The organism is Shimia sp. (assembly GCF_049116215.1).
Classification (GTDB): Bacteria; Pseudomonadota; Alphaproteobacteria; order Rhodobacterales; family Rhodobacteraceae; genus Shimia.
On sequence record NZ_JAGDZB010000001.1, the window covers coordinates 916,001 to 940,992 of the forward strand.

Consider the following 24,992-nt stretch of genomic DNA (forward strand, 5'->3'; position numbering starts at 1 on the left):
GGCCTTATGGCAGATGTGACCCCTTTGATTTTGCTGACCCGGCCATTGGCCGATGCAGAGGGGTTTGCCGCGCTGTTGGCGGATATGGGAGTCACTGCCGAGGTCGCATTTTCACCGATTGTCGAGATTGTGCCCACTGAGGCCGACGTGGACCTGACCAATATCTCTGGAGTGCTCTTCAGTTCGCGCAACGCGGTTGCAGCGGTTGCGGGGCATGATTTGCCTGCCTGGTGCGTTGGCGAAGCAACGGCGGAGGCGGCGCGGGCCAAAGGCTGGCGTGCGGTCGCGGCGGATGGTGACGCGGAGTCGCTTTATGCGCGGGTTTTGGCCGATGCCCCCAAAGGCCCTTTGTTGCATATTCGCGGGGAAGTTGCGCGGGGCGATCTGGCCGGGCGTTTGACCAAAGTCGGGATACAAACTCGTGAGGTGGTGGTTTATCGCCAAGCTGCACATCCGCTGTCAGAGCGCGCAAAAACGGCCCTAATGCGGGAGAATCCAGTGATTGTTCCCCTTTTTTCGCCCCGTGCGGCAGCGCAGTTTGCTGAGCAAGGGCCGTATTATGCCCCGCTTCATGTGGTTGTGATGAGTGAGGCCGTACAGGCCGCATTGGGGGCATTTCCTGTGGAAACAGTTGTTTTGGCGGAGAAAAAAGAGGCAAAAGCCATGGCAAATGCGGTGGCGAGACTGTTAGACGCAGGGTGATGCATTGAGACACGAGGATTGCTCGCCTAGATTGGTGCTGCATTTGCAAAAAACGGATTCGAAAGGGTGACCTGTGGGAACCACGGATAAATCGGACAAGCCAAGCAAAGATCAGGTTGATCAACAGGATCAAACCGATACGCAAGCCGACGCAGAAAATGTGGTCGAGGACGCGGAAATTGTTGAGGAGGTGACGCCGGAGGGCGCATCGGACTCCAGTTCTGCGGATGCGGCCAAAGAGGCTGCTGATGACGATGACGCTGATGAGGCTCCCGTAGAGATTGAAGAGCCCAAAGATGACGCGGCTGCGGAAGATGATGTGGACGTAGAGGCTCCAGTGGAGGAACCGGTGGCCGAGACCCCTGCGCCCACGCCGACAGCACAGGAGCCCGCGCGCAAAGGGGGCTTTGTGCCCATGGTGTTTGGCGGTGTGATTGCGGCGGTGATTGGATTTGGCGGAGCGGTGTATTTTGGCGATCAGCTTGGGTTGGGCGCGGATACAGAAAAGGCTCTAAGCGAGATGACGGCCAAGCTTGAAGCTCAGGCTGAAGCGCTTGCTGCGCTTCAGGCAGCTCAGGTGACAAATGCCGATTTGGCCAATGCCGCAGAAACCACGGCAAGCGGTGCGGCGGCCGAGCTGGGCACGTTGAACTCGACACTGACAGCGGAGATGGCACGCGTGTCTGAGGCGGCGACCGCCCTGGAAGCACGGCTGACTGAGATTGAGAAACGTCCGCTGAGCGAAGGTCTCGGCGCAGCCGCGATTGCGGCTTATGAGCGGGAAGTGAAAGACCTCAAAGATCTGGTTGCGGCGCAAAAGGCCGAGGCCTCTGAGTTGAAAGACAAAGCGGATCTATCTGCGAAAGCAGCTTTGGCCCGTTCGTCTGTGACGCGCATTGTGGCGGCGCTGGAAAGTGGCGCGCCGTATCGGGCTGCGGTGGTTGATCTGCGCTCCTCCACCGGCAAAAGTGTCGCGGCGGTGCTGGAAGATCATGCGGACAGCGGTGTGATCACCCTGTCGGCGCTGATCGAAAGCTATCCGGATGCGGCGCGGTCGACGTTAGCAAAGGCGCGGGAAGACAAAGTGGACGCGGGCAGCGGCAACAAGCTGGGCAATTTTTTGAAGAAACAGTTGAATGTTCGTTCTGTAGAGGCGCAGGAAGGCTCTGATACGGATGCTGTGCTGAGCCGGGCCGAAGCGGCGTTAAAAACTGGTAACATAACCGCGGCGCTGGCCGAACTGGATACACTGGCCGAGGGGCCAAAAACTGTGATGGCAGAGTGGGTGGCGCAAGCGCAGACCCGGGCTGCCGCCACGCAAGCCGCCGAAGATCTGGCGCAAACCCTAAACTCCAACTGAGGGTCGTTTCATGCTCTGGTCCCTGATCAAAATTATTGCGTTTGTTGCCATTGTTGCTGGGCTGACTTTTGGCTCGATCTATCTGATGGAGAGCGAGGGTGGCATTATGATCACCGTCGCTGGACAAGAAGCGCACTTTACAACGTTTCAAACTGCGTTGGGCTTGATTGCGCTGGTGGCTACGGTCTGGCTGTTTATCAAGGCGCTGGGCCTATTGGTGGCGACGCTGAAGTTCCTGAATGGGGATGAAACCGCGATCAGCCGCTATTTTGACCGCAACCGCGAAAAGAAGGGCTATCAGGCGCTGGCGGATAGTGTGACCGCGCTGGCTTCTGGTGAGGGGCGCACGGCGATGGAGAAGGCGCGGCTGGCCGAGAAAAAGCTGCATAAGCCGGAGTTGACCAACCTGATTGTGGCGCAGGCGGCGGAAATGAGTGGCGACAGCAAAAAGGCGGAAGAGACCTACAAGAAGCTGCTGACCGATGAGCGCACGCGGTTTGTGGGCATTCGTGGTCTGATGAAGCAGAAGCTGGATGCCGGGAACACCGAGGTGGCGTTGAAGCTGGCGGAGAACGCCTTTGCTTTGAAGCCGCGCCATGTTGAGGTGCAGGATACGCTGTTGCGTCTGCAGACCGAGAGCAAAGACTGGAAAGGCGCGCGGGGCACGCTGAATGCGAAGCTGCGCCATGGCACCTTGCCGCGTGACGTGCATCGCCGCCGTGATGCGGTTTTGGCGCTGTCTGAGGCGAAGGATTTGATCGCGGACGATGCCAGCATCGAGACGCAGGAGCAGGCGATTGAGGCGAACCGTTTGTCACCGGACCTGATCCCGGCGGCGGTGATGGCCGCGCGGGGCTATGTGGGCAAAGGCAAGCCGCGCAATGCCACGCGTTTGATCAAGAAAGCCTGGGATGCGCAGCCGCATCCGGATTTGGCGGCGGCCTTTGCCGAGATTGCGCCGGAGGAAACCCCAGAGGCGCGGATCAAGCGGTTCAAAAACCTGACCAAAAACACCGCCAGCCATGCGGAGAGCAAGATGCTGATGGCGGAGCTGTATATTGCAGCTGAAGATTTCCCTGAAGCACGGCGCGCGCTGGGCGATCTGGTGGAAAGTGACGCCACCCAACGCTCGCTGACCATCATGGCGGCGATTGAGCGGGGCGAAGGCGCCAATGATGCGGTTGTGAAAGGCTATCTGGCCAAGGCGTTGAGTTCGCCACGTGGCCCGCAGTGGGTGTGTGACACCTGCCACAACATTCATGCGGAGTGGGCGCCAACCTGTGACAATTGCCACAGCTTTGACACGCTGAGCTGGACCGCGCCACCGGAGACCGAAGGGTTGAGCGAAACCGGTGCGGCGATGCTGCCGCTGATTATCGGGGCGTTGGAGGATCATTCCGAGGCAGAGGCTGAGGGCGCCGAAGAGGTTGATGTGGTGGAAGGCGAGGCCACGGAGGCTTCTGCGGAGACTGAAGAGGCACCAAAGGAAGCGCTTAAGTCTGCCTAAGACTTTTGTTTGAGACACATGCAAACAGCGTCGCCTTTGGGCGGCGCTGTTTTGCTTTTGGCGTCAGTTGAACCGCATTGGGCTTACGGGCGAGAGGTCGATATTGGGAGGCACGTCGGAGATCAGATCCGCCACAAGGCGCCCGGTTTTGGCCCCGCCGGTGAGGCCCACGTGTTGGTGACCAAAAGCAGCATAAACGCCGCTCTGACCTATCTCACCCACCATGGGCAAGCTGTCTGGCAGGGACGGTCGGAAGCCAAGCCATTCTTCGTCGCTGTCTGCGGTCATGGTGGGGAAGACTTCGGCCACACGGCGGCGCAATAGAGTCAGCGGGGCTTTGGATTTCTTCTCCGACAGGTCGCCAAACTCCACGATGCCAGCACAGCGCAATCCGTGCTGCATCGGGGTGGCGACAAATTTAGCGGAGGCAATCATCATCGGGTGGTTGGGCCGGATGGAGGGCTCTTTGAAGGTGATGTGATAGCCGCGTTCTGTTTCCAGCGGCACGGTGAAGCCCAGCTTGCGCATCAGCGGTTTAGACCAGATGCCGGAGGACAACACGGCGCGGCCGCAGTCAAACTGGCCCTGATCGGTCATCACAGCAGTGACCTGCCCGCCGGAGAGCTCAAAGTCACGCACCTCGGCCTGCACAAACCGCCCGCCCATGCCAATGAACGTGTCCACCAGCGCCTGCACGTAGCCCGCGGGGTTGAGGATGTAGCCGTGATCTTTGTTCACGGCGAGGAAGGAGGTTTGCGCGTCCAGGATCGGTTCCAGTTCCTGCACAGCGGGGCCTTCGATGATGTCGGGGACAAATCCAACACTGGCGCGCAGGTCCCAGGTGTATTTGTCGGCCTCAAAGGCGGCGCGGTCTTTGTAAGCGTAGAGATAGTCTGTGTCGGCAATGAAGCTTTCGGCGGCGGTGCCTTTGGCCAGTGCCTTGTGTTGATCCACGCTGTCGCCAATCAGATCCGCCAGCACGCGGGTGAACCGGCGGGCGTCCGTATCGTTGGCAAAGCCGAGGTATTTCAAAAACCACGGGGTCAGACGCGGCAGGTTGGCCCATTTCAGAAACAGCGGGAAATTTGGATTGAGCAGGTAGCCCGGGGCTTTGGTCACGAGGCCCGGTGTGGCATTTGGCACCACGGCACAGCTAGCCAACAGGCAGGCATTGCCAAAGGAGGCGCCCATGCCGGGGGTGTTCTTGTCCAGAAGGATCACGGAATGCCCTGCGCGGCGCAGCCACAGAGCGGTGGACGCGCCCACGATGCCTGCCCCAATCACCAGCACATTTTGCGGCATGTTTTGTCCCCTCATTTGGCGTTGGGACAGTGTTGCCAAGCGGCGATCAACTTTGCAATCAGAGTTGTGCGATCACATTCTTGAGTTGCGCCAGCTTGATGGGTTTGGCCATGTGGGCATTCATGCCGCTGTCCAGGCAGGCTTCGCGGTCTTCAGGGGCCGAATGGGCGGTAAGACCAATAATATGGGTTTGGAAATCCCCGTTTGCGTCTTCCAGTCGGCGGATTTCGCGGGTGGCTTCCAGGCCATTCATCACTGGCATGGAGACATCCATCAGCACCAAATCCGGATGGCAATCGCGGTAGATTTCCACAGCCTCTTCCCCGTCACTGGCGGAATGGTGGCTGACGCCCAGACGGCTGAGGAAGATTTCGATCAGTTTCCGGTTGGTCTTATTGTCATCCACAATCAGGATTGTTTTTTCGGAAACGGGCGCCTTCAGTTCAGCCGCAACCGGCTTGCTTTGCACCCCGTTTGCGGTGCCCACAACCGTCTCAGGCGGCTCGGTAAGTGGCGTTTTCGGGCGCACAAGGGGTGTTTGTAGAGCTTCCAGAAGTTTCGGAGCCTGCACCGGTTTGATGACTTCGCCGGTGGTCAGGTGGGTTTCCTCTCCTGTGTGATGGATAGCATCGTTCATCGGGCGCAATACAACCACACGGGTGGGGGCGTCGCCTTTGGCAGCGTGGATGGCACGGAAAAGATCCTGACGATCCATGTCCGGCAGGCCCATTTCGGTCAGAATTAGGTTGTATGGCGCGGCGGCTTCCTGTGCCTCGTGAATGGCCTCCAGCGCGCCCTTGGCGCTGTCGTAGGTATCCACCTGACCATTCCAGGAGGAAATCACTTCGTTCATCACAAACAGTGCTGTTGGTTCGGATTGCAGCACCAGGACCTTCATCTGGTTCAGGTCCGCGTTGTCGGTTGGTTGCGACGGCAGCGGTGTGTCCGGTTGGGACAGAGGCACATTGAAAGTGAAGGTTGTGCCGGTGCCGACAGTGGATTTCACCCAAATGCGGCCGCCCATGAGTTCGACAAATCCTTTGGCAATTGCCAGGCCAAGTCCGGTGCCCTGATGTTTGCGGCTGTAGGAGCCGTCGACCTGGGTGAATTGATCAAACACTGAGGCAAGTTTTTCTTCAGGGATGCCACAGCCAGTGTCACAAACGTCCACCTGCATAAAGGGTTGGCCGTTTTCGTCCTTCAGCGTGGCATTGATCAGCACATAACCTTCGTCAGTGAATTTCAGTGCGTTGCCAACTAGATTGATGATCACCTGCTTAAGGCGAGATTCATCGCCAAGCAGGGATTTCGGCACATCTGGCGCAACCCGGGTGATGAGATCCACCCCCGCTTGACCAGCCTGATAAGACAACATTTGCGCCGTGTTCTCGACCAACTCCAACGGGCGGTAGGCTTCCTCCCGCAGGGTCATATGCCCGCTGTCAATCTTGGAGAAGTCCAGAATGTCGTTGATGATATTGAGCAATGTGGTGCCAGACGTATGGATTGAATCCACGAGGCCCAGTTGATTGCTGGAGAGGTCCGTATCTGACAGAAGTTCGGTCATGCCGAGCACACCGTTCATAGGGGTGCGGATCTCATGGCTCATGCGGGCGAGGAACTGTGATTTGGCCTTCTCGGCGGTTTTGGCCTGTTCGGCCACAACCTGCAGTTCGGCGTTTTTGGCATTGAGGTCGTCCGAGGAAATCTCCAGCTTGGTTTGGGTGTCTTCTAAGGATTTCACCCAAGCGCGCAGGTTGCCCAGCATCAGGTTGAAGCTGTCGGCGAGGCTTTCGACCTCATCATTGGTCCGGATCACAATGGACTGGTTCAGGTTGCCTTTGGCGGCGCGTTCGGTCGCGCTGTTGAGGCGGGCAAGAGGTTCGGTCAGGCGGCGGGAAATCCAGATCGACAGCAAAATACCGGTGAGAGTGAAGAACACGCCAAACATCAGGTTGCGGCGCAGCACCAGATTGACCTCGCGGTTGGCAGCGGTGCCGTCCAGATCAAAGCGGATGGTGCCGTAGTTTACGTTGCCGTAGATCGCCGGGACCGCGACCTGAATGCGTCCCTCTAAGTTGCGGATATGGGTTGTTTCGGAGGCGACGGCTTCGTTCACAAGCGCGTCTTCGACCCTGCCCAAGAACAAGGCGTTGCCCTCAGAAGAGCCGTTGACCAGAAGAAACCCTTCCGGATCAATGAAGCGCAATGACAGAATGTCCGGTTGGCGCATCAGCTCCTGATAGATGATGTCGAGCTCTGCGGGGCGGCCTTCAAACAGGTAGGGAAGAGTGACTTCCTGTATGAGAATGCCAAGTGAGTCCGAGCGCTCTGAGAAGCGGGTGTGCACCAATTCCAGCTGAGTGATGGTGTTCAGGTAGATCAAGGTTGAGACAAAGGCCCCAATCATCAGGCCGAAGTACAACGTCATCCGACGTCCCAGACCGTACGTCAGGGATTTTCGCATTTTTAACATGCGGGTGTTGGTTTTGTCGTCAGTTGCGGACATGGTTAGTTTATCCCCGCGTCTTCGAGGTCCTGCAGGATCTCGAATATAGGTGCAAAAGTGCGTTTTGATCCCGCAGCAAATTCATCAAATCCTGCACTGTTTTGGAAGTTTTTGAGAACGCTTTGACCGTTTTTCGAAGTGGACATGACTTTGAGAGTGTAGCGCAATTCATCCAAGAGCGCTTCCGGCAGTCCGGGGCGGTGCATCAGCACGCTGCGCGGAAATCTCTCCGAGATCGCAATCACGCGGAATTCATCAGGGCGGGCTTCCATGAGGTCCAGGTAGTTTCTTTGATTTGTGGCACCGGCGTCGGCACGTCCGGCGGCCACCGCAAACATCGTGTTTTTGTCATTGTAGGTCAAAAAGTATCCAACCTCTTCGCCGTTATGAGAGGACGTTGGCGCCCGTAATTTTTTGATGCGCAGCCCAGCAGTGAGCAGCATATGGGCGGGGACAATAAAACCGGAGGAAGAATCGTAGTCCTCTAGCGCTATGCGTTTGCCGCGCAAGTCGTCCAGCGACGTGATGCCGCTGTCGACATGGGTGAAAATCACAGCGTAGTAGCTGGCTTGTCCGTCTTTCCAGTGGCGCAGGAACGGCACACCACCGGAGAGCTGGGCCACTTTGGCAACCACCATTGGGCTGTCGATGAAGATGTCGACCTCTTTGCGGGAGATGGCCTCCGCCATGAGCTGTGTGCTTGGATGTACCACCAGGCGCACCTCGGAGATGCCATAGTCTTCCAGCTCGTCCTCGAGATAGGTGAGCAGGGGCTCAAAGATCCGCATTTGACCGCGGATGCCTTCGTTTAGGGTGCCAAGATTCAGAGTCTCTGCCTGCGCCCAGGAGGCGGTCAGCCAGGTCAGGCTGAATACAAAGCAAAGTATGATCCTTTTGAACATCGGCATCCGAGACGTTTTATGACCTCCTAAAGGCGGTATTAGGAAAGTCTAAACCATCGCTTAATGAATGCGGCGAAGAGCCGGAAATCCGCAAATGTGCGGTAATTTTCCTGCAATTTTTTGTAAAATTGCTTTCTGGCGCCGCCCCGGGAGCCAGAAAAAAACCATGTGATTCGCCTTTGCAGTGCACCATGATCAAAGGTTGCCGCGAAAAGTCTTTTCGCGCCAGATATTTGCGGGGGTAACACCAATTTCCCGTTTATCGGGAAAATTGGCGCTAATGCGCGTTCTTTTCGATGTGCTTGATCGGTTGGTCGCGATAGAGCAGCGATTGGGTGTCGGCAAACACATGCACCTTGGAGGGATCGGCCGTCAGCGACACCTGTTTACCTTTGAGGTCTCGGTGGATGCCTTGCAGTTTGCCAATCACTGGTTCCGCACTGCCTTGTGCTTCAAAATACAGCAGGGTCACTTCGCCCAAAGCCTCGGTGATGTTCACAGTACCGGTGTAGAGAGCGTCGCCATCGGTAGTGATCAAGTCTTCGGGGCGCACGCCGATGTTGACCTGTCGCCCCATGTCCTCCGGCAAGGAAGGCACGGAGGAGGACGCCGTGCCCCCAGCATCCAACGCGATTGTGGTGGTCGAGCCGGTGCCGGTGATCTTGCCGGGGAGGAGGTTCATGGCGGGAGAGCCGATGAATTGGGCAACAAATTCATTTTCAGGACGCTCATAGAGATCCAGCGGCGTGCCAACCTGGGCAATACCACCACCGGCCAACACCACGATGCGGGTGGCCAATGTCATGGCTTCGACCTGGTCGTGGGTCACGTACACCATGGTGCTGTCGGGCATGGACTCTTTGAGCTGGGCAATCTCGATACGGGTGGCCACACGCAGGGCGGCGTCGAGGTTGGAAAGCGGCTCGTCAAAGAGGTAGACCTTGGGGTCGCGCACAATGGAGCGGCCAATGGCAACACGTTGACGCTGGCCCCCGGAGAGCTCTTTTGGCAGGCGGTCAAGCAGGTTGTGCAGCTGAAGCGTTTTGGCGGCTTTGTCGACCCGCGCGTTGATCTCTTCTGTGCTCATCTTGGCAATTTTGAGCGCAAACGACATGTTTTCGCGCACGGTGAGGTGCGGATAAAGCGCGTAAGATTGGAACACCATGGCAATGCCGCGCTCGGATGGCGGTACATCGTTGACCACAGTGCCATCAATTTCCAATGTGCCGGAGGTGATGTGCTCCAACCCTGCAATCATCCGCAGCAAGGTGGATTTGCCACAGCCTGAGGGGCCAACAAAGACCACTAGCTCGCCTTTTTCGATCTCCAGATCGATGTTGGCGAGCACGTTCACCGGGCCGTAGGACTTTGCGACGCCTTTGAGTATGAGATCAGCCATTGCCGTTGTCTCCCGAATTAGCGCTTTGTGTGACGGCAAACGCAGCTTGCCAGGCGGGTAGGGTCACTGTCGCGCCGTCGCGGCTGATGGTGAAGGGCGCTTTGGGATCGATGGTCCATGCACCAGCGGGTAGATCAAAGCTTTGCGCGTCGTCTGAGAGGTTGAAGGCGCAGAGGATGCTTTGGCCGTTGTGTTCACGCACAAAGCGGATGTGGGTGTCATCAGCATGGAGCAACTCAAAGATGCCTTTTAGAAGCGGCAGCTGCTCTTTGCGGAAGGCGATCAGGCGTCGGTAGAAGTTCAGCATGGAGCTGGGGGTATCTTCTTGTGCCTCCACCGACTTTGGCAGGTGTTCGGCGGAGACAGGCAGCCAAGGCTTGCCGTCCGAGAAGCCACCGCTTTGGTTGTCGGATTTCCACACCATTGGTGTGCGACACCCGTCGCGGCCTTTGAATTTCGGCCAGAAACGGATGCCGTAGGGGTCTTGCAGGTCTTCAAAAGCCACGTCCGCCTCTGACAAGCCAAGCTCTTCGCCTTGGTAAATGCAGACAGAGCCACGCAGGGACATCAGCAAAGCGGCGTAGGTGCGCTGGGCCGCGTCGGAAAGGTTCCAGCGGGAGCCGTGGCGTTCGACGTCGTGGTTGGAATAGGCCCAGCAGCCCCAGCTGTCGCTGCCGAAGCTTTCGGCGGTTTGCATGACCTCCGCCACGCGGGTGCCGGTGGGGTGGGCTTGGCATAGCAGGGCAAAATCATAAGCCATATGCAGCTTGTCGCCGCCGCCGGTGTAGGTTGCCTGAATTTCGCTGCCGCGCTGGCTGTCGCCCACTTCGCCAACGGTGGTGATGGCGTCATACTCGTTGAGCAAGCTGCGCAGGTCTTGCAGGAAGCCAAGGTTTTCCGGCTGGTTCTTATCGTAGAGGTGTTCCTGATGGTTGTACGGGTTCACGGCGGGCGCGATGTTGTCGTTGCGCTCTTCCAGGGGTAGGGCTGGGTTGTCTCGCAGTTGCGCGTCGCAGTAGTAGAAGTTCACTGTGTCCAGACGGAAGCCATCCACGCCGCGATCCAGCCAGAAGCGGGCGACATCGAGCAGTTCCTGGCGCACTTCGGCGTTGTGGAAGTTCAGGTCTGGCTGTTCGGCCAGAAAGTTGTGCAGGAAGTACTGCTGACGGGAGGTGTCCCACTGCCAAGCCGGGCCACCAAAGATGGAGAGCCAGTTGTTGGGTGGTGTGCCGTCCAGCTTGGGGTCCGCCCAGACAAACCAATCGGCTTTGGCGTTGGTGCGATCTGCACGGCTTTCGATGAACCACGGGTGTTGGTCGGAAGTGTGGGACAGAACCAGATCGATGATGATCTTGATGCCGAGCTCGTGGGCCTTGGCGATCAGCTCGTCGAAGTCTGAGAGCGTGCCAAACATCGGGTCGACATCGCGGTAGTCAGACACGTCATAGCCAAAGTCCAACATGGGCGAGGTGAAAAACGGGGACAGCCAGATGGCGTCCACGCCAAGCGAAGCCACGTGCGGCAGGCGTTGGATGATGCCTGCGAGGTCGCCAATGCCGTCGCCGGTGCTGTCTTGGTAGGAGCGCGGGTAGATCTGATAGATCACCGCACCACGCCACCAATCGGGGTCTGTGATGAGTGCGGAATCATTGGTCATGGTCGGGTCCTGATAAGTCATGGTTGTGTCCGATAGTGAGGCCCGTTTGGGCCATGTTAGTGTCTGTTTTTACTTGACGGAGCCGGCTAGAAGGCCGCGCACCAGGTAGCGTTGCATTGCAAAGAAGACGAGCAGCGGTACCGAGATGGAAACAAAGGCTGCTGTGGCGAGGATTTCCCAATTGCCGCCGCGGGTGCCGAGCAATTCGACAATCTGATTGGTCATCACAGTGGTGTTGCCTGTGCTGTCGATCAGGAACACTTTGGCGACCAGCAGGTCGTTCCAGGTCCAGAGGAATTGGAAGATGGCGAAGGAAGCCAGCGCCGGGAAGGACAGCGGCAGGATGATCTTGGTGAAGATCTGAAAGTCGGTGGCGCCGTCGACCTTAGCGTTTTCGATAATATCGCGGGGCAGGCCGGACATGTAGTTGCGTAGCAGGTAGATCGCGAGGGGCAGACCAAATCCGGTGTGGGCCAGCCAGACGCCAAGATAACCTTTGCCGATGCCAATGTTGAGGTGCAGTTTGAGCAACGGAATAAGTGCCAGTTGCAGAGGCACCACGAGAAGGCCAACAATCGCTGCGATCAGGAGCGCACGCCCCGGGAATTCCATCCATGCCAGGGCGTAGGCAGCGAAGGCGGCAATCACAATTGGGATGATTGTGGCTGGAATAGTGACTGTTAGCGTGTTGAGAAACGCCTTGGTCATGCTGTCGTTGCTGTTGCCGGACAGAAGAACCTGATCATAATTGGCCAGGGTGAATTCTGGCGGCAAAGTGGCGGTGATGAACACGCGTTGACCGCGCTTTTTCAGCTCTTTGGTGGAGGTGAAGCGGTAGGTGCCAGCGGCGTCCATGGTGAAGGTCTTGGTGTCTTTGGCAAAGGTGGTGGTTTCACCCACAGCAAAGGCATCCACAGCCTTGGAGGACACGCCAAAACGGGTGATTTCTGCACCCGGCGCCGGGCCTTCTTCGGAGTCTTCCAGCAGATTGCCTTCGACCACCCAGAGGTCGCCCTCTTGCGTTGCAGCCTCTGCACCGCCGGTGCGCAGTTGTACCACCTGTTCAGACGGGAACAGGGCTTTCCACCAGCCGGAGGCGGAGATTTGATCAGCCGTGCGGAAGGAGGAGACCAGAAGGCCCACTGTGGGGAACAGCCAGAGCAGCACCAACGCCACAACGGAGAGGTTCACCGCCCAGGAGAGACCGGATTTGCGTCCTGCGATGTTGTCCATGATCTCTCTCCTCAGCGCATTTCTTTGCGGGCCTGCACCACGTTCCAAATCAGGATCGGGGAGACGAGCAGCATGATGATGATGGCGCTGGCGGAGCCGACGCCCCAGTCATTGGCGCGGAACAGTTTGTCGTACATGTAGTTGGCCAAAACTTGGGTTTCCCATTGGCCGTTGGTCATCGCAAAAACGATGTCAAACACCTTGAGCACAACCAGCGTGATGGTGGTCCAGACCACCACGATGGTGGGCATAATCTGCGGCACCTTGATCTTGAAGAAGATCTGAAACGGATTGGCGCCATCGACAATGGCAGCCTCCACAGTTTCTTCCGGGATGCCGCGCAGGGCGGCGGAGAGGATCACCATGGCGAAACCAGTTTGGATCCAGATGAGCACCACCATCAGGAAGAAGTTGTTGTAGAACGGCATGGTGAGCCAGGATTGTGGCTGTCCATAAGGAAGATCTGTGCCGAGTACGTCGAAGATGTTGCGCAGGGCGACGACAGCAATCCAGAGACTGATCAAGCCAGAAATGGCCCGAAGCGCCTTCACTACAATATTGTCGCTGCCGGACAGGATGGGGCGGAGCAGCAGCCAGCCAATGTAGGCGACCAGGGCGGCAAAGACCGCAAGGATCACAACTGGGAGCATTTTGAGAAACAAGAGAGAACCAAAGCCGCCATCAAATTGCATCCAGACGGCATTGAGGATGCCGATCTGCTCGTTGCCTGCGGGGCGGGCGTCATAAACCAGTTTGAAAATCACCGAAGCACCCACAAATGAGATCGCCATCGGCATAAAGATCAATGACTTGGCAAAAGCGCCCCATTTGATGCGGTCGGTGAGCTGTGCCGCGAGCAGACCAAAAGCGGTGGAGGCGGCGGGCACAACAATCAGCCAAAGCATGTTGTTGCGCATCGCTTCCCAGAACTTGGGTTCGGCAAACATCTGTTGGTAGTTGGCGAGGCCTACAAAAGCGCCGTCTTGGGTGCGGTCGGTCAGGGAAAGACGCAAGGTCTCAAACACAGGGTAGCCGAGATAGAGGCCAAGCGCGACAATGGCAGGGCCAAGGAACAGCCAGGGGCGGACCATATTGGCGCGGTTGATATTGCGCCCCGCGTTTGGGCCGCTTGCCGGAAACAGAACTTTGTCCAGAAATAGATTGGAGAAGTAGAAATACCCGAGGCATCCGCCCACTCCGATGACGATGGTCACAAGACCCAGCAGTGCTGGTGACATGACGCTCTCCCCCCCGAGTTTTGGTTGGCTACCCCGCGCAGAAGTGCGCGAGGCAGCAGTTTGATAAGCGCTAGGCTTACTTCAGTGCGTCCCAGCTGTCCTGGATCTCGGTGGCGACTGTTGCAGCGTCTTTGCCGCTGGTGAAGTCAACCATGCCGGTCCAGAAAGAGCCTGCGCCGACACCGCCTGGCATCAGGTCGGAACCATCAAAGCGGAAGGTGGTCGCGTTCACCAGAATGTCCGCCTGACCACGCAGGGCGTCGTTCAGGTAGGTCTCTGGGTTCACGCCTTTGTGCGGTGTGAGGAAGCCGGATTGTGCGGCGAAGACTTCGTGTGCCACTGGCAGCTGGAAGAACTCCATCAGCGCGGAGGTGGCATCAGAGGGATCGGTGATCGCCATCAGGGTGCCGCCACCCAGAACCGGGTTGCCGAGGTCTTTGCTGTCGTAAGACGGGAAGTAGAAGAAATCGACGTCTTCACCAAACTCAATACCTTCTGGGAAGAAGGCTGGCACAAACGACGCCTGACGGTGCATGTAGCAGTCCAGAGGCGAGTTAAACATGCCTTTGGGGCTGTCGCGGAAGTCAGTGGTGGCCACGGCACCGGCGCCGCCGGAGACTTTGGCATCGTCACCCACAAACCAGCCAAACTCTTCGATCGCGGCTACTACGCGCTCGTCGTTGAAGGCGATTTTGTTGGTGGTCCAATCGTCATAAACCTCTGCTGGCTGAGTGCGCAACATGATGTCTTCAACCCAGTCGGTGGCTGGCCAACCCGTTGCCGCCCCGGACCCCAGACCAACACACCATGGGGTTTCACCGTCTGCCACGATCTGCTCGGTCAGGGCGCGCAGGTCTTCCATGGACTCAGGCACTTCGTAGCCCGCGTCTTCGAAGTTTTCCGGCACGTACCAGACGAGAGACTTCACGTTGACGTTGTAGAAGAAGCCGTAGTGCTGATCTGCGCCAGCTTTGTCAGCATAGGTGCCCAGATCAACCCAGCTTTGGCCGGCGCCGTAGTTGTCCACGGTCCAGGCGTTCATCGAAGCTGGCAGCGGGTGAAGCAGGCCACGTGCCGCCAAATCCGAGGCAAGGCCCGGCTGTGGGAATACAGCGATGTTGGGGGCGGCGCCTGCTTCGGCGTCGATCACAATTTGCTGCTCGAAGCTGTCGGAGCCGGTGTAGATCGCCTCAGCACCTGTGGCGTGGGTGAAATACGCCAGAACAGAGCGGAAGACGTCATCTTCTGGCTGCAGCCAAGGGCCGGCCACGGTCACGGTTTGGCCGGACAGGTCCGGCGCGTTTTCGGCCCATGCTTTGTAGCTGTCCCAGCTGAAGGCGCCTTCGCCGGGTGCAAATTTCAGATGGCCATCCGCCATCGCAGCGCTGGCGGTCAGCGCCAGAACGGCCACGCCTGCGTAAAGAGTCGGTTTCATGAGAGTTCCTCCCAGTTTCATGAACTGGAAACCAATTTACCAAAGCGCTTTGAAAAAAGCAATGGGCAAGAAATTGGGCCGCTTGCCACTATGATCCATATGATTTATTAGGGAAAACGGGAGGAGTGCTGCGTGGCGCGTGCAAAAACAACAAAGATGCACGACTCATAAATCAAAGCGCTTTGATAAATGAAAACGAAGTCAATGAACCTAAAAGAGCTTTCGGATTTGCTGGGATTGTCTCAGACAACGGTGAGTCGTGCGCTCAACGGTTATCCGGAAGTGCGCGAATCAACGCGGCAAAAAGTGATGGAAGCGGCGCGGGCGCATAACTACGCACCGAACACGCGGGCCAAAACGCTGGCGACGGGAAAGGCGATGACCATCGGTCATGTTTTGCCGGTGTCCAAGAAGCACGAGATGGTGAACCCGATTTTTGCGGATTTTATCGCCGGTGCGGGAGAGATCTATTCCGACAATGGTTTTGACCTGTTGTTGTCGGTGGTGGACGACGACTCCGAGGAGGCGAGCTATCGCAAGCTGGTGTCGCGTGGCGCGGTGGATGGGATCATCGTGCACGGTCCCAAAGTGAACGACAGTCGGATTGCCCTGTTGCGAGAGCTGGGTGTGCCGTTTGTTGTGCACGGCCGCTCCACAGAGATTGAGGCGGACTATAGCTGGGTAGATGTGAACAACACCCGGGCGTTTCAGCGGGTCACAGAGTTTTTGCTGGACCTTGGGCACCGGCGTATCGCGCTGTTGAATGGTCTGGCGGACATGGATTTTGCCACCCGCCGTGGCGCGGGCTACCTCGCGGCGCTTGAGGCACGTGGCGTCGACGTAGACCCGGCGTTGATGTTCCATGAGGAAATGACCGAGAACTTCGGGTTTGAAACCGCGCGTCAGTTGTTGGCGCAAGCGGATGCGCCCACAGCCTTTGTTGCTTCCTCTATTATTCCAGCCATTGGGGTACGCCGTGCGATTTCTGACGCCGGGCTGGAGATGGGCAAAGATGTTTCAGTGGTGATCCACGATGACGCGCTCAGCTACTTCAGCAACGATGGGGATGAACCGGCGTTTACCGCAGTGCGGTCTTCTGTTCGACAAGCGGGGCGCCATGTGGCGCAAGCCTTGATCAACAAGATCGTAACGCCTGGCGCGCCGGTGCATCAGGAAATGTTGGAAGCGGTTCTGGCAGTTGGGCGGTCCACTGGGCAGGCGCCAGCTTTGCGGCAGGCCTTAGAGCAGAAAAAGTAGAGACTAATGCAGCACAAACGGTCCGAATTCCCGAAAGGGTTCCAATTTGGCGTGGCCACGTCGAGTTACCAGATTGAAGGCCACCAATTTGGCGGTGCTGGGCGCACCCATTGGGATGATTTTGCCGCCACGCCGAGCAATGTGGTGCGCGCCGAGAATGGCGCGTTGGGCTGTGATCATTACAACCGGCTTGAGGAAGACCTCGATCTGATTGCCGGACTGGGCGTGGATGCCTATCGGTTTTCCACCAGCTGGGCGCGGGTTCTGCCGGAGGGACGCGGTGCGGTCAACGAGGCGGGCCTCGATTTCTATGACCGGTTGGTGGACGGGCTGTTGGAGCGCGGGATCAAACCGGCGGCGACGCTGTATCATTGGGAGATGCCTTCTGCGCTGGCTGATCTGGGAGGTTGGCGCAATCGCGATGTAGCGCAATGGTTTGGCGATTTCACGGAAGTGGTGATGGGGCGAGTTGGCGACCGTGTGTGGTCTGTTGCGCCGATCAACGAGCCTTGGTGTGTCGGTTGGCTGAGCCATTTTGTTGGTGCCCATGCGCCGGGTCTGCGGGACATTCGCGCCACGGCGCGGGCGATGCACCACATCATGTTGGCGCATGGCACCGCGATTCAACGCATGCGCGGACTGGGTATGAACAACCTCGGCGCAGTCTGTAATTTTGAGTGGACCACACCGGCCAGTGATGCGCCCGAAGATATCGCCGCCGCCGCGCGCTATGACGCGATTTACAATCGGTTTTTCCTCGGTGGGATTTTCAAAGGGGAGTACCCCGAACTGGCCCTTGAGGGGCTGGAGCCGCATTTGCCTGCTGGCTGGCAAGACGATTTCCCTGTGATCAGCACGCCGGTGGATTGGAGCGGTCTCAACTACTACACACGTACGCTTGTCCATGATGATGCAGATGCACCTTGGCCGCGGTATCAGCAGAGCGTGGGTGACTTGCCAAAAACCTCGATGGGGTGGGAGATTTACCCCGATGCGTTGCGTGAGTTCCTTGTGCGGATGGCCAAGGAATATACAGGCGACCTGCCAATCTATGTGACCGAAAATGGCATGTCGGCGCCAGATGAGATTGCGGGTGGCGTGGTCGCAGACCCGCATCGGGTATCCTACCTCAACAGCCACTTGTCTGCGGCCAAAGAGGCGATTGAGGCTGGTGTGCCTTTGGCGGGCTATTACGTGTGGTCCTTAATGGACAACTACGAATGGGCGTTGGGTTATGAAAAGCGCTTTGGCTTGATCCACGTGGATTTTGACATGTTCGCGCGCACACCAAAGCAATCGTATCACGCGTTGGCAGAGGCGCTGCGCAGCTGATCAGGCGGCGAGGCTGTCCAGGGTTTTACGGAAATTCAAAACCGTGTCGCGGTCGGTGACTTTTTGCGTTTTGGCAAAGCCGAAATGATGCAGATGCTCTGCCACGGGAATGGCAGTGCTGCAGGAGGCGTGGAACGATGTGATGCCGGTATTCTGCGCGAGTTCTGCCAGATTAGAGACAGATACGCCGCTGCCCACCATGATCTCGATCCGCCCTTTTGCGGCCGTTTGCATGGCGGCCAAAGTGGCCTGACCATCTACGGCGCGGGGCGCGCCACCGGACGTCAGAATACGGTGAATCCCAAGATCAATCGCCTGCTCCATGGCCGCAAGAGGGTCAGCTACAAGGTCAATCACGCGGTGCAAAGTGACCTCAAGCCCTTCAGCCGCAGCGACAAGGTCGCGTAGGGCAGCAAGGTCAAGTTGATCGCCTTTGGAAGCGCCAATCACCACACCTGCCAGACCTGCTTTCTTCACCGCTTCGATAGAGGCGCGCATGGCTTTTTGGTCGGCCACGTCATAGAAAAAATCCCCGGCGCGTGGCCGGATCATGACATGTGAGGGAATGGCGATGTCCTGTGCGGCAGCGATCAGACCAGGGCACGGAGTCAAGCCGCCCACATCCAGAGCGCTGCACAGTTCGATACGATCCACCACACCGTCGCAGGCGGTAAAGCCGGCGGTGGTGTCGATACAGACCTCAAAAGTGAGACTATTCCGCGGCATTTGTCGCTTTTTGGGCGTCGAGTGCTTCGGTCAACGTGGCGGTCACCGCATGATCGTCACCGAGCAACAGCACGTCGTCAGTGCGGCGATTTTCCAACTGTCCAACTTCCGGCAAGCCGATGCAGGCAGCAGGGGTGGAGATGGCCATACGCAGGGCGGTTTCCTCGGAAAGGCCTACCTTGTGGATCAAACGCTGCACGCCTTCGGCTTGCGTCACATGCGCCCCGGCAAGGCTGCCTTCTTTGTTGATCAGACGGCCGTTATTCAGCATCACGCGGTGGCCATAGAGGTCAAAGTGATCTGGTCCGCCCACGGTCGCCATGGAATCTGACACGAGGATCATGCGGTCGGGCTGGGGGCGGGCGCGCACGGCCAGGCCAACCATGCTGTCAGCCACGTGATGGCCGTCACAGATGATGCCGGAAAAGACATGGGAGTTGATCACGGCACCAACTGCACCCGGCTCGCGGCTGGTCATAGGTGACATGGCGTTGAACAGATGGGTGGCGCAGGTGGCGCCGGCCTCGATGGCTTCGTTGATCTGTTCTGCGGTGCCATTGGTGTGGCCAATCGAGACAACCGCACCGGTTTCCGCCAGCTTGGCGATGGTATTCAGAGGCGTGACTTCGGGTGCCAGCGTGATCAGCACGGGAACATTGATGTCGCGCAGATGGGTCACCACGGCCATGGTGCGATCATCAAAGGGACGTACAAAGCCCGCGTCGTGTGTGCCGCGCCGCTCTTTGGAGATATGCGGGCCTTCGATGTGCAGACCCATCACGCCGGGGAGGCCTTGAGCGGCGATGGCGGCATTGGCGACGTTGTCCAACACGTCGGCGCTGTCGGTGATCACGGTGGGTAGAAGCGCCACCGTGCCAAACCGCCTATGCGCCTCCGCGATGGTGGCAATGCCGTCTCGTGTTGGCGTCTCGTTCAGGAACACGCCACCGCCGCCGTTGACCTGAAGATCCACATAGCCAGGCGTCAACAGGCCGGAGATTTTGATGGCGTCAGCCGGGGCCGGGCCGATTTCCGCAACCTGACCGTCTTTGACGCGTACGGCGGCGCCAGATTGAATGCTGTGACCGTCAAACAGACGGTCCGGGGCGATCCAACGATCGGTCATGGGGCCACCTCAAACAAATAGGGTTCCAAAGCCAGCTCGATTTGCGCATCAATCAGACGTTGGGCGTGGGAGCCGGAGAGCTGTTCAGCGCGTTCCAGCGTGGTTGTGCCAAACGCGGCGCGTACGGCCGCTTCGCTGATGGTGTCCGGCGTATCGGACAGGAGCTGTTGCACTGCGGACTGCGCCTTGGGTTGCGGCCAGTAATAGCGGATGCGATCTGCGAGACCAAAATGCCGCTGACGACGCAGGCTCTCGGTGTCGCCGTGGTAGTGCCCTTGCCAGTACTTTGGATCACTCAACATCAACTCTTCCATCGTGACGCGTAGCACGCCTGACGGTTGGCGCAGCGCGTCCAGCGCATAGACCGCTTGCCGATAAGCAAAGGTCAGCGCTGGGCCCACCTTTTGGAAGGCAAAGCCAAGTTCTGCAAGGCGCACAAAAGTGTAGGGGCGCTGATAGTCGGTGGAGTGTGCTTCCAGGCATACAGTTGGGTGGTCTGCGAGTGCGGCCAGGAAGCCGGGATCTCGGTTGACCGGCAGGTGATGTACGTCTGTGGGGCCAAATTCGACGCCAGGCTGCACCACAAGACCGCCAATGGACGAAGCCAGGTCGCCAAAGGTGTCTATGTGGGCTTTGAGCGTGGCGGCGGCGTCTTGCGCGTTGGTTGGTGGGATGTCCCCATCTTCATCAGCCCGGGCGCCACCGGGGGGCGGCACTTCGGTACCCACAACAAACAGTAGATCGTCGCTTTCCTCAGCACAGATGCGGGCGAGATCAGCGGAGCGCTCGGCAGTTTGATCGTCACTCAATTGTGCAGCTTCACCGGCGCAGCCTTCGGAGCAATCGAGATGAATCTTGCCAAAACCGGCTTTTACGTAGTCACGCACCAGAACGCGGGCCTTTTCCATGGCGGCGTCTGCGGGCATGGCGCGCCATGCTTGCGGGCCGAGGTGGTCGCCACCAAAAATAATGCGCTCGCGGGCAACATTGGCGCGGTCGGCTATGTCATGGACAAAACGGATGAAGCCTTCGGGTGTGATACCGGTGTAGCCGCCGTCCTGATTGACCTGATTGGAGGTGGATTCGATCACGATCTGGCGGTCCAGACGTTCGGCCAACACCAGCGAGGCGCGCAGCACATCGGGATGGGCGGAGCACACGGAAGGAATCGCCACCGGAGTGCCGGCGCGGTTTTTTTGAATGATGGAACGCAGCGCGTGTGTCATGTGTTGGCCTCCTGCCAAGCGGCATAGGCGGCACCGCGGGCACCGCTGCTGTCACCGCCTTGCGCCAGGGTCAGGCGGGCGGTGGAGAAATCCCCGATTTGGGCTTTTTGTGCGGCAACAGAGAGATCCTGGATCACGCCGTCGATCTGGCTCAGACCACCACCCAATACAATCACATCCGGATCGGCGGTTAGGGTCAGGCTGTGGATCATCTCTGCGGCCAGGGTGCACCACACATCCCAGACCTCCGCCATGTCATCATGGCGCCGGGCAGCGATCTCTGGTGGCGTGACTTTCTGTCCTGTTAGCGTTTCAGCTAGGGCGGCGAGGCCGGGGCCCGCGACATAGGTCTCGATACAGCCCAAACGGCCACAGCCGCAGCGAAGGATTGGTAGGTTGTGACGGGACACAATATGCGCAGGTGCAGAGGTGTGTCCAAACTCACCGCCGGTCAGGGTTGGACCCTGTAACAGAGACTGATTCACCACAATACCGCCGCCAATGCCGGTGCCGAGGATCAGGGACATGACGATGTTCTGACCTTTGCCAGCGCCAAAAACCGCTTCGGACAAGGCCAGTGCGCGACAGTCATTCACGTAGGTGATGTGACGGCCGGCAGCGGCGTTGATGTCTGTTGGCAGTGGTTTGTCCGTGGCAGGCAGATTGGCGGTGAGGGCCAGGCCGGTTTGCGGATTGACCAGACCAGCAGCGCCAATGCCAACCGGTAGTTTTTCACCGGATTCAGCTTCGGCCCAGGCCACCTGGTTGGCCACGGTTTGCACCAGTCCTTCATAGGATTTGGGCGTAGGCTCGCGGTGGCGGGCCACCTCGTTCCACTCTGCATCAAACAGGCGGACCTCACATTTGGTGCCGCCAAGATCGATCCCTGCAACGGTCATCAGTCCACTCCGTGCAGTTTCACACCGGACACAACGCGTGACAGCGTGCCTTGACCGGTGAATGGGTTGTCCACGTTCAGATCCAGGTCCGCTGCCCACTTCACGCCGTCAATTTGCGAGGATGCGATGCACAAGGGGGCGGCCCAAGCGGTGCCAAATGGCATGTCGATGACGATGTCGCCTTTGGGGCCAATGTTGGTCACGCGAGTGTCCGGAAACTGTGCGCGCAGTTCGGTCACAAGGTCAGTATCATAGGCGTTGGTAGGCGCTTGTGGACTGCTGAACACGGTGATCGAAGTCATATCACGTACAAAGGATTTGGGACCGTGGCGGAAACCAAGCGAACTGTCCCAGAGCGCAGGGGTCTGACCCGCGGTGAGCTCCATAACCTTTAGTGCGGCTTCACGTGCGGCAAAGGCCAACGGGCCGGAGCCGACATAGACCGCGCGATCGGGGCGAGGGGTGCCAAACTGTGGCAACAGATCTTCGAGCTGATCTGCCAGCGCGTTGAAGCGGGTCGGTACGTCACAAGGCTCGTCAAACAGGGCCAAGGCGGTCAGAAGCATCGTAGAGAAGCTGCTGGTCATCGCAAAACCTGCGTCATGGGTGACTTCGGGCAGGTTGATGACTTTGAGCGGACCAGGCGATGTGCGGGTGGCCAGAGCACCATCCGGATTGCAGGTGATGTGCAGCCGTGGAGCATCTGGTGCCAGGGCGTCCAGGGCGTCCAGTGTGCCCAGGCTTTCGGTGGAATTTCCGGAGCGGCCAAAGCTGACCACCAAAGGGCGGTTGCCATTCAGGAAAGCCCGAGGGTTGGCGACCAGATCAGTGGAAGGGACCGAGCGGGTGCCCGGCACAGCTGCGGCGATGATGTCGCCAATATACGCGCTTGTACCTGCGCCACAGAACCAAACTTCGTCTGCGTTCTGCGCGGCAATCCAACTGCGCAGGCCTGCTACGTCGAGCGCGTCGCCCCAGGCCCGCCAAACGGCGGGCTGCTGGTGGATTTCGCGCCATGTGGCCCAGGTGTCCAAGGTCGTGCTCATGTTGTCTGGGTCACTTTCGCCAGAGTTTCCGGAGTGTCCGGGTTCAAGCCCATTGCGAGCGCGGTTTCAAGGATGACCGGGTAGATCAGCGCAAGAAGGTAAGCGGCTGCAGCGGCGGGCTTGATCTCGGTATCGATCAGGTCGGTCACACGAATGCGATGCACGTCACAGCCGACCGCGGTGAAACGGGCTTCGGCTTGATCGAGGCTGTCCTGAATGTCGGCTTGGCCCGTGTCGAGGATCAGCACCATCATCGGGTTGGTCGCCAGTTGCAGTGGACCGTGCAGCACTTCAGAAGCGGAATAAGCTTCGGCGTGCAGGGCGCAGCATTCCTTGAGTTTCAGCGCAACTTCGTGGGCGGCACCAAAGCCGGTGTCACGGCCAATCACATAGAAGTGGCGCGCGCGCAAGAACGCGGCACGCAGGGCGGCAGCATCTGGCAGCGCGGAGGGCGCGGCGGCGATGGCTTCAGCGGAAGGTTTGGCGTCATAGGAAGACTCTAAACCCGCCAAAAGCGCCATGCCGGCGGCCACAGAACCCACTACGGTTTTGGTGGCTGGGACGGCATTTTCCGGACCTGCACCAATTGCGATGGTGGCATCAGCAGCGGCTTCCACCGGGCTGTCAGGGATGTTGGTCAGCGCCAGAACTTTGGCCCCACGGGAGGCGGCGCCTTTGGCACTGCGCACCAGATCTTCAGACGCACCGGACTGGCTCACCACCAGCGCGGCGGAGTTGTCCATGGACACACCCTTGCCGATGGAGAAAATCGACGGCGGTAGAGAGGTCACCGGCACGCCAAGTTCCCGCATGAATTCGTACGACAGGATGTTTGCTGCGGCGTCAGAGGAGCCACGCGCGATGGTGTAGATCGCCTTTACAGTGTCCAAGTTTGGCAGCGAAACATCCTGTGTTGCGGTTTTGGCAAAGACGTCAATTGCCTCTGCGCTTTCTTTGGCCATCAATGCGCCGTGTACGGTGCTGTTCATTGTCATTCTCGCAATCCAAACTTGTCGAATTCGGCCCAAACAGGGGCCATGTTGATCATTTTTCCGTCGATGCGCGCCTCATCCAGCGCCATCGCGACAAGACCCGCTTCCAGCGCGTCAACCACGCCAACCGGTAGAGTCTCTGTTTCGCCTTTCAGGAAGGCGACGATGTCATCCACCATCATGTGGTCCGCGCCGTAGTGGGCCGAGGCCCGGGCGCTGTCCATTTGGGTATAGTCGTGATCGGCAATCACCGATCCATCGCGGGCGGTGGCTTTCAGATAGCCGCGCACAAAATCGCCTTCGGCCATTCCCATCGCGCCCATCACACAGAACCGGCGGTGCTCATCCGGCACGTTCAGGTTGGTGTGAAACGACAGGGAGGCGCCGTTATCGTACTGCAAAATCGCGGTCTGGTAGTCGATGATATCTCCGTCCGAATGGAACGGGTCATCAATGCTTTGCCAGACGCTTTTCTTGCGGTGCATGATTTCGTTTTCGGTATTTGAGGCGGGCGCAAACGCCGGAACAAATGATTTGCGCCCGCCAAAGCTCGCGACCTGGGAGGGACGTGAGCTTGTCACCATGTTGTAAATGTCGATGTCGTGGCAGCATTTCTCGAGCATGAAGCCGCCGGACCACTGCACCATGCGCCGCCAATCACGCATGAAGAACGCGCCGTGGTATGGCGCGATGTGCTCGCTGGCTTCCATGGAGGTGATGGGGCCGAGCTGATCCAATACGCGGCGCAGGTCGACCATATGCTGCGAGTACCGCAACACCAGACCCACCATGACACTGTCGGTGCCATGCTCCGCGAGGAGCGCGGCCAGTTCCATGGTCTCCTCTTTTGTGGTGACCACGGGTTTTTCGGTAAAGATGCGCACGCCAGCCGCAAGGCCGATCTTGATGTGCTCCAAGTGGAAGCTATTTGGCGAGCCAACAAAGAAGAGATCCGGGGCGGTTTTCGCCAACATGGTCTCTACTGTGTCAAACTGCGGCACATCGGTGCCAATCATCTCCAGATGGGTGGGTTGTGGGTCATAGAATCCGACAAACTCCACCTCCGGCATGGCCTCCTTCAGGATGGAGAGCACATGCCCGGCCCGAAGGCCTATGCCTGCTGTGACAACGCGCATGAAAGGTC

The 24,992-nt window shown here is 58.5% G+C and carries 20 protein-coding genes; 5 read left to right on the forward strand and 15 right to left on the reverse strand.

The genetic code is table 11. The features are described from left to right. Positions 1-6: 6 nt before the first annotated feature. The 3 genes from JXR15_RS04340 to JXR15_RS04350 all read left to right on the forward strand — a co-directional run bounded on the left by JXR15_RS04340 (position 7) and on the right by JXR15_RS04350 (position 3,569). Entirely contained in the window at positions 7-702 is a 696-nt protein-coding gene (locus JXR15_RS04340; RefSeq protein ID WP_422052000.1) for a uroporphyrinogen-III synthase, read from the forward strand. Positions 703-775: 73 nt separating this feature from the next. Continuing rightward, on the forward strand, positions 776-2,062 hold the full coding sequence (locus tag JXR15_RS04345) for a COG4223 family protein (RefSeq protein ID WP_422052001.1): 1,287 nt from the start codon (positions 776-778) through the stop codon (positions 2,060-2,062). A gap of 10 nt (positions 2,063-2,072) precedes the next feature. Next, complete coding sequence (locus JXR15_RS04350) at positions 2,073-3,569, forward strand: heme biosynthesis protein HemY (RefSeq protein WP_422052002.1); 1,497 nt, start codon at positions 2,073-2,075, stop codon at positions 3,567-3,569. A 63-nt stretch (positions 3,570-3,632) separates the two neighbouring features. Here the strand turns inward: JXR15_RS04350 and JXR15_RS04355 are convergent, their stop codons facing one another. From JXR15_RS04355 to JXR15_RS04390, 8 genes are all read right to left on the reverse strand, one after another. Further along, entirely contained in the window at positions 3,633-4,871 is a 1,239-nt protein-coding gene (locus JXR15_RS04355; protein ID WP_422052003.1) for an NAD(P)/FAD-dependent oxidoreductase, read from the reverse strand. 58 nt (positions 4,872-4,929) lie between these two features. Then, entirely contained in the window at positions 4,930-7,380 is a 2,451-nt protein-coding gene (locus tag JXR15_RS04360) for a response regulator (RefSeq protein WP_422052004.1), read from the reverse strand. 2 nt (positions 7,381-7,382) lie between these two features. After that, entirely contained in the window at positions 7,383-8,288 is a 906-nt protein-coding gene (locus JXR15_RS04365) for a phosphate/phosphite/phosphonate ABC transporter substrate-binding protein (protein WP_422052005.1), read from the reverse strand. 271 nt (positions 8,289-8,559) lie between these two features. Beyond that, on the reverse strand, positions 8,560-9,681 hold the full coding sequence (locus JXR15_RS04370) for an ABC transporter ATP-binding protein (protein ID WP_422052006.1): 1,122 nt from the start codon (positions 9,679-9,681) through the stop codon (positions 8,560-8,562). Further along, positions 9,674-11,338, reverse strand: a complete 1,665-nt coding sequence (locus JXR15_RS04375; RefSeq protein WP_422052007.1) for an alpha-glucosidase family protein — start codon at positions 11,336-11,338, stop codon at positions 9,674-9,676. The genes JXR15_RS04370 and JXR15_RS04375 overlap by 8 nt, the downstream gene beginning before the upstream one ends. A 69-nt stretch (positions 11,339-11,407) precedes the next feature. After that, positions 11,408-12,571 (reverse strand): carbohydrate ABC transporter permease, encoded by a 1,164-nt coding sequence (locus JXR15_RS04380; protein ID WP_422052008.1) that lies wholly within the window; start codon positions 12,569-12,571, stop codon positions 11,408-11,410. A gap of 11 nt (positions 12,572-12,582) precedes the next feature. Further along, a complete protein-coding gene (locus JXR15_RS04385) occupies positions 12,583-13,809 on the reverse strand; it encodes a carbohydrate ABC transporter permease (RefSeq protein ID WP_422052009.1) in 1,227 nt (408 codons plus the stop codon). Between the two features lie 76 nt (positions 13,810-13,885). Continuing rightward, on the reverse strand, positions 13,886-15,244 hold the full coding sequence (locus JXR15_RS04390) for an ABC transporter substrate-binding protein (RefSeq protein WP_422052010.1): 1,359 nt from the start codon (positions 15,242-15,244) through the stop codon (positions 13,886-13,888). Between the two features lie 204 nt (positions 15,245-15,448). On the opposite strand from JXR15_RS04390, the gene JXR15_RS04395 reads away from it, so the two are divergent. Then, entirely contained in the window at positions 15,449-16,501 is a 1,053-nt protein-coding gene (locus tag JXR15_RS04395) for a substrate-binding domain-containing protein (RefSeq protein WP_422052248.1), read from the forward strand. A gap of 6 nt (positions 16,502-16,507) precedes the next feature. After that, positions 16,508-17,833, forward strand: a complete 1,326-nt coding sequence (locus JXR15_RS04400) for a GH1 family beta-glucosidase (protein WP_422052011.1) — start codon at positions 16,508-16,510, stop codon at positions 17,831-17,833. Here the strand turns inward: JXR15_RS04400 and JXR15_RS04405 are convergent, their stop codons facing one another. The 7 genes from JXR15_RS04405 to JXR15_RS04435 are packed head-to-tail and all read right to left on the reverse strand — an operon-like array spanning position 17,834 to position 24,984. Continuing rightward, positions 17,834-18,559, reverse strand: coding sequence for a copper homeostasis protein CutC (locus JXR15_RS04405; protein WP_422052012.1), 726 nt, complete (start codon positions 18,557-18,559; stop codon positions 17,834-17,836). Next, on the reverse strand, positions 18,546-19,685 hold the full coding sequence (gene nagA / locus JXR15_RS04410; RefSeq protein WP_422052013.1) for an N-acetylglucosamine-6-phosphate deacetylase: 1,140 nt from the start codon (positions 19,683-19,685) through the stop codon (positions 18,546-18,548). The genes JXR15_RS04405 and nagA overlap by 14 nt, the downstream gene beginning before the upstream one ends. Next, positions 19,682-20,911 (reverse strand): class II D-tagatose-bisphosphate aldolase non-catalytic subunit, encoded by a 1,230-nt coding sequence (locus JXR15_RS04415; RefSeq protein WP_422052014.1) that lies wholly within the window; start codon positions 20,909-20,911, stop codon positions 19,682-19,684. The genes nagA and JXR15_RS04415 overlap by 4 nt, the downstream gene beginning before the upstream one ends. After that, positions 20,908-21,810: an ROK family protein gene (locus JXR15_RS04420; protein WP_422052015.1), complete on the reverse strand. Its 903-nt coding sequence runs from the start codon at positions 21,808-21,810 to the stop codon at positions 20,908-20,910. The genes JXR15_RS04415 and JXR15_RS04420 overlap by 4 nt, the downstream gene beginning before the upstream one ends. Further along, the gene (locus JXR15_RS04425; protein WP_422052016.1) at positions 21,810-22,856 is read right to left on the reverse strand and encodes an SIS domain-containing protein; all 1,047 of its coding nucleotides are present in this window, start codon (positions 22,854-22,856) and stop codon (positions 21,810-21,812) included. Before JXR15_RS04425 ends, JXR15_RS04420 begins: the two co-directional genes overlap by 1 nt. Continuing rightward, on the reverse strand, positions 22,853-23,851 hold the full coding sequence (locus tag JXR15_RS04430) for an SIS domain-containing protein (protein WP_422052018.1): 999 nt from the start codon (positions 23,849-23,851) through the stop codon (positions 22,853-22,855). The genes JXR15_RS04425 and JXR15_RS04430 overlap by 4 nt, the downstream gene beginning before the upstream one ends. Further along, positions 23,848-24,984 carry a Gfo/Idh/MocA family protein gene (locus tag JXR15_RS04435; protein ID WP_422052019.1) on the reverse strand — a complete coding sequence of 379 codons (1,137 nt, stop codon included), beginning with the start codon at positions 24,982-24,984 and terminating at the stop codon, positions 23,848-23,850. The genes JXR15_RS04430 and JXR15_RS04435 overlap by 4 nt, the downstream gene beginning before the upstream one ends. Positions 24,985-24,992: the final 8 nt, after the last annotated feature.

Bases quoted from the DNA above. Each gene is read 5' to 3' on its own strand.
- JXR15_RS04340 (WP_422052000.1), top strand. From the start codon at position 7: ATGGCAGATGTGACCCCTTTGATTTTGCTGACCCGGCCATTGGCCGAT.
- JXR15_RS04350 (WP_422052002.1), top strand. From the start codon at position 2,073: ATGCTCTGGTCCCTGATCAAAATTATTGCGTTTGTTGCCATTGTTGCT.
- JXR15_RS04355 (WP_422052003.1), bottom strand. From the start codon at position 4,871: ATGCCGCAAAATGTGCTGGTGATTGGGGCAGGCATCGTGGGCGCGTCC.
- JXR15_RS04360 (WP_422052004.1), bottom strand. From the start codon at position 7,380: ATGTCCGCAACTGACGACAAAACCAACACCCGCATGTTAAAAATGCGA.
- JXR15_RS04365 (WP_422052005.1), bottom strand. From the start codon at position 8,288: ATGCCGATGTTCAAAAGGATCATACTTTGCTTTGTATTCAGCCTGACC.
- JXR15_RS04370 (WP_422052006.1), bottom strand. From the start codon at position 9,681: ATGGCTGATCTCATACTCAAAGGCGTCGCAAAGTCCTACGGCCCGGTG.
- JXR15_RS04375 (WP_422052007.1), bottom strand. From the start codon at position 11,338: ATGACCAATGATTCCGCACTCATCACAGACCCCGATTGGTGGCGTGGT.
- JXR15_RS04380 (WP_422052008.1), bottom strand. From the start codon at position 12,571: ATGGACAACATCGCAGGACGCAAATCCGGTCTCTCCTGGGCGGTGAAC.
- JXR15_RS04385 (WP_422052009.1), bottom strand. From the start codon at position 13,809: ATGTCACCAGCACTGCTGGGTCTTGTGACCATCGTCATCGGAGTGGGC.
- JXR15_RS04390 (WP_422052010.1), bottom strand. From the start codon at position 15,244: ATGAAACCGACTCTTTACGCAGGCGTGGCCGTTCTGGCGCTGACCGCC.
- JXR15_RS04395 (WP_422052248.1), top strand. From the start codon at position 15,449: ATGAACCTAAAAGAGCTTTCGGATTTGCTGGGATTGTCTCAGACAACG.
- JXR15_RS04400 (WP_422052011.1), top strand. From the start codon at position 16,508: ATGCAGCACAAACGGTCCGAATTCCCGAAAGGGTTCCAATTTGGCGTG.
- JXR15_RS04405 (WP_422052012.1), bottom strand. From the start codon at position 18,559: ATGCCGCGGAATAGTCTCACTTTTGAGGTCTGTATCGACACCACCGCC.
- nagA (WP_422052013.1), bottom strand. From the start codon at position 19,685: ATGACCGATCGTTGGATCGCCCCGGACCGTCTGTTTGACGGTCACAGC.
- JXR15_RS04415 (WP_422052014.1), bottom strand. From the start codon at position 20,911: ATGACACACGCGCTGCGTTCCATCATTCAAAAAAACCGCGCCGGCACT.
- JXR15_RS04420 (WP_422052015.1), bottom strand. From the start codon at position 21,810: ATGACCGTTGCAGGGATCGATCTTGGCGGCACCAAATGTGAGGTCCGC.
- JXR15_RS04425 (WP_422052016.1), bottom strand. From the start codon at position 22,856: ATGAGCACGACCTTGGACACCTGGGCCACATGGCGCGAAATCCACCAG.
- JXR15_RS04430 (WP_422052018.1), bottom strand. From the start codon at position 23,851: ATGACAATGAACAGCACCGTACACGGCGCATTGATGGCCAAAGAAAGC.
- JXR15_RS04435 (WP_422052019.1), bottom strand. From the start codon at position 24,984: ATGCGCGTTGTCACAGCAGGCATAGGCCTTCGGGCCGGGCATGTGCTC.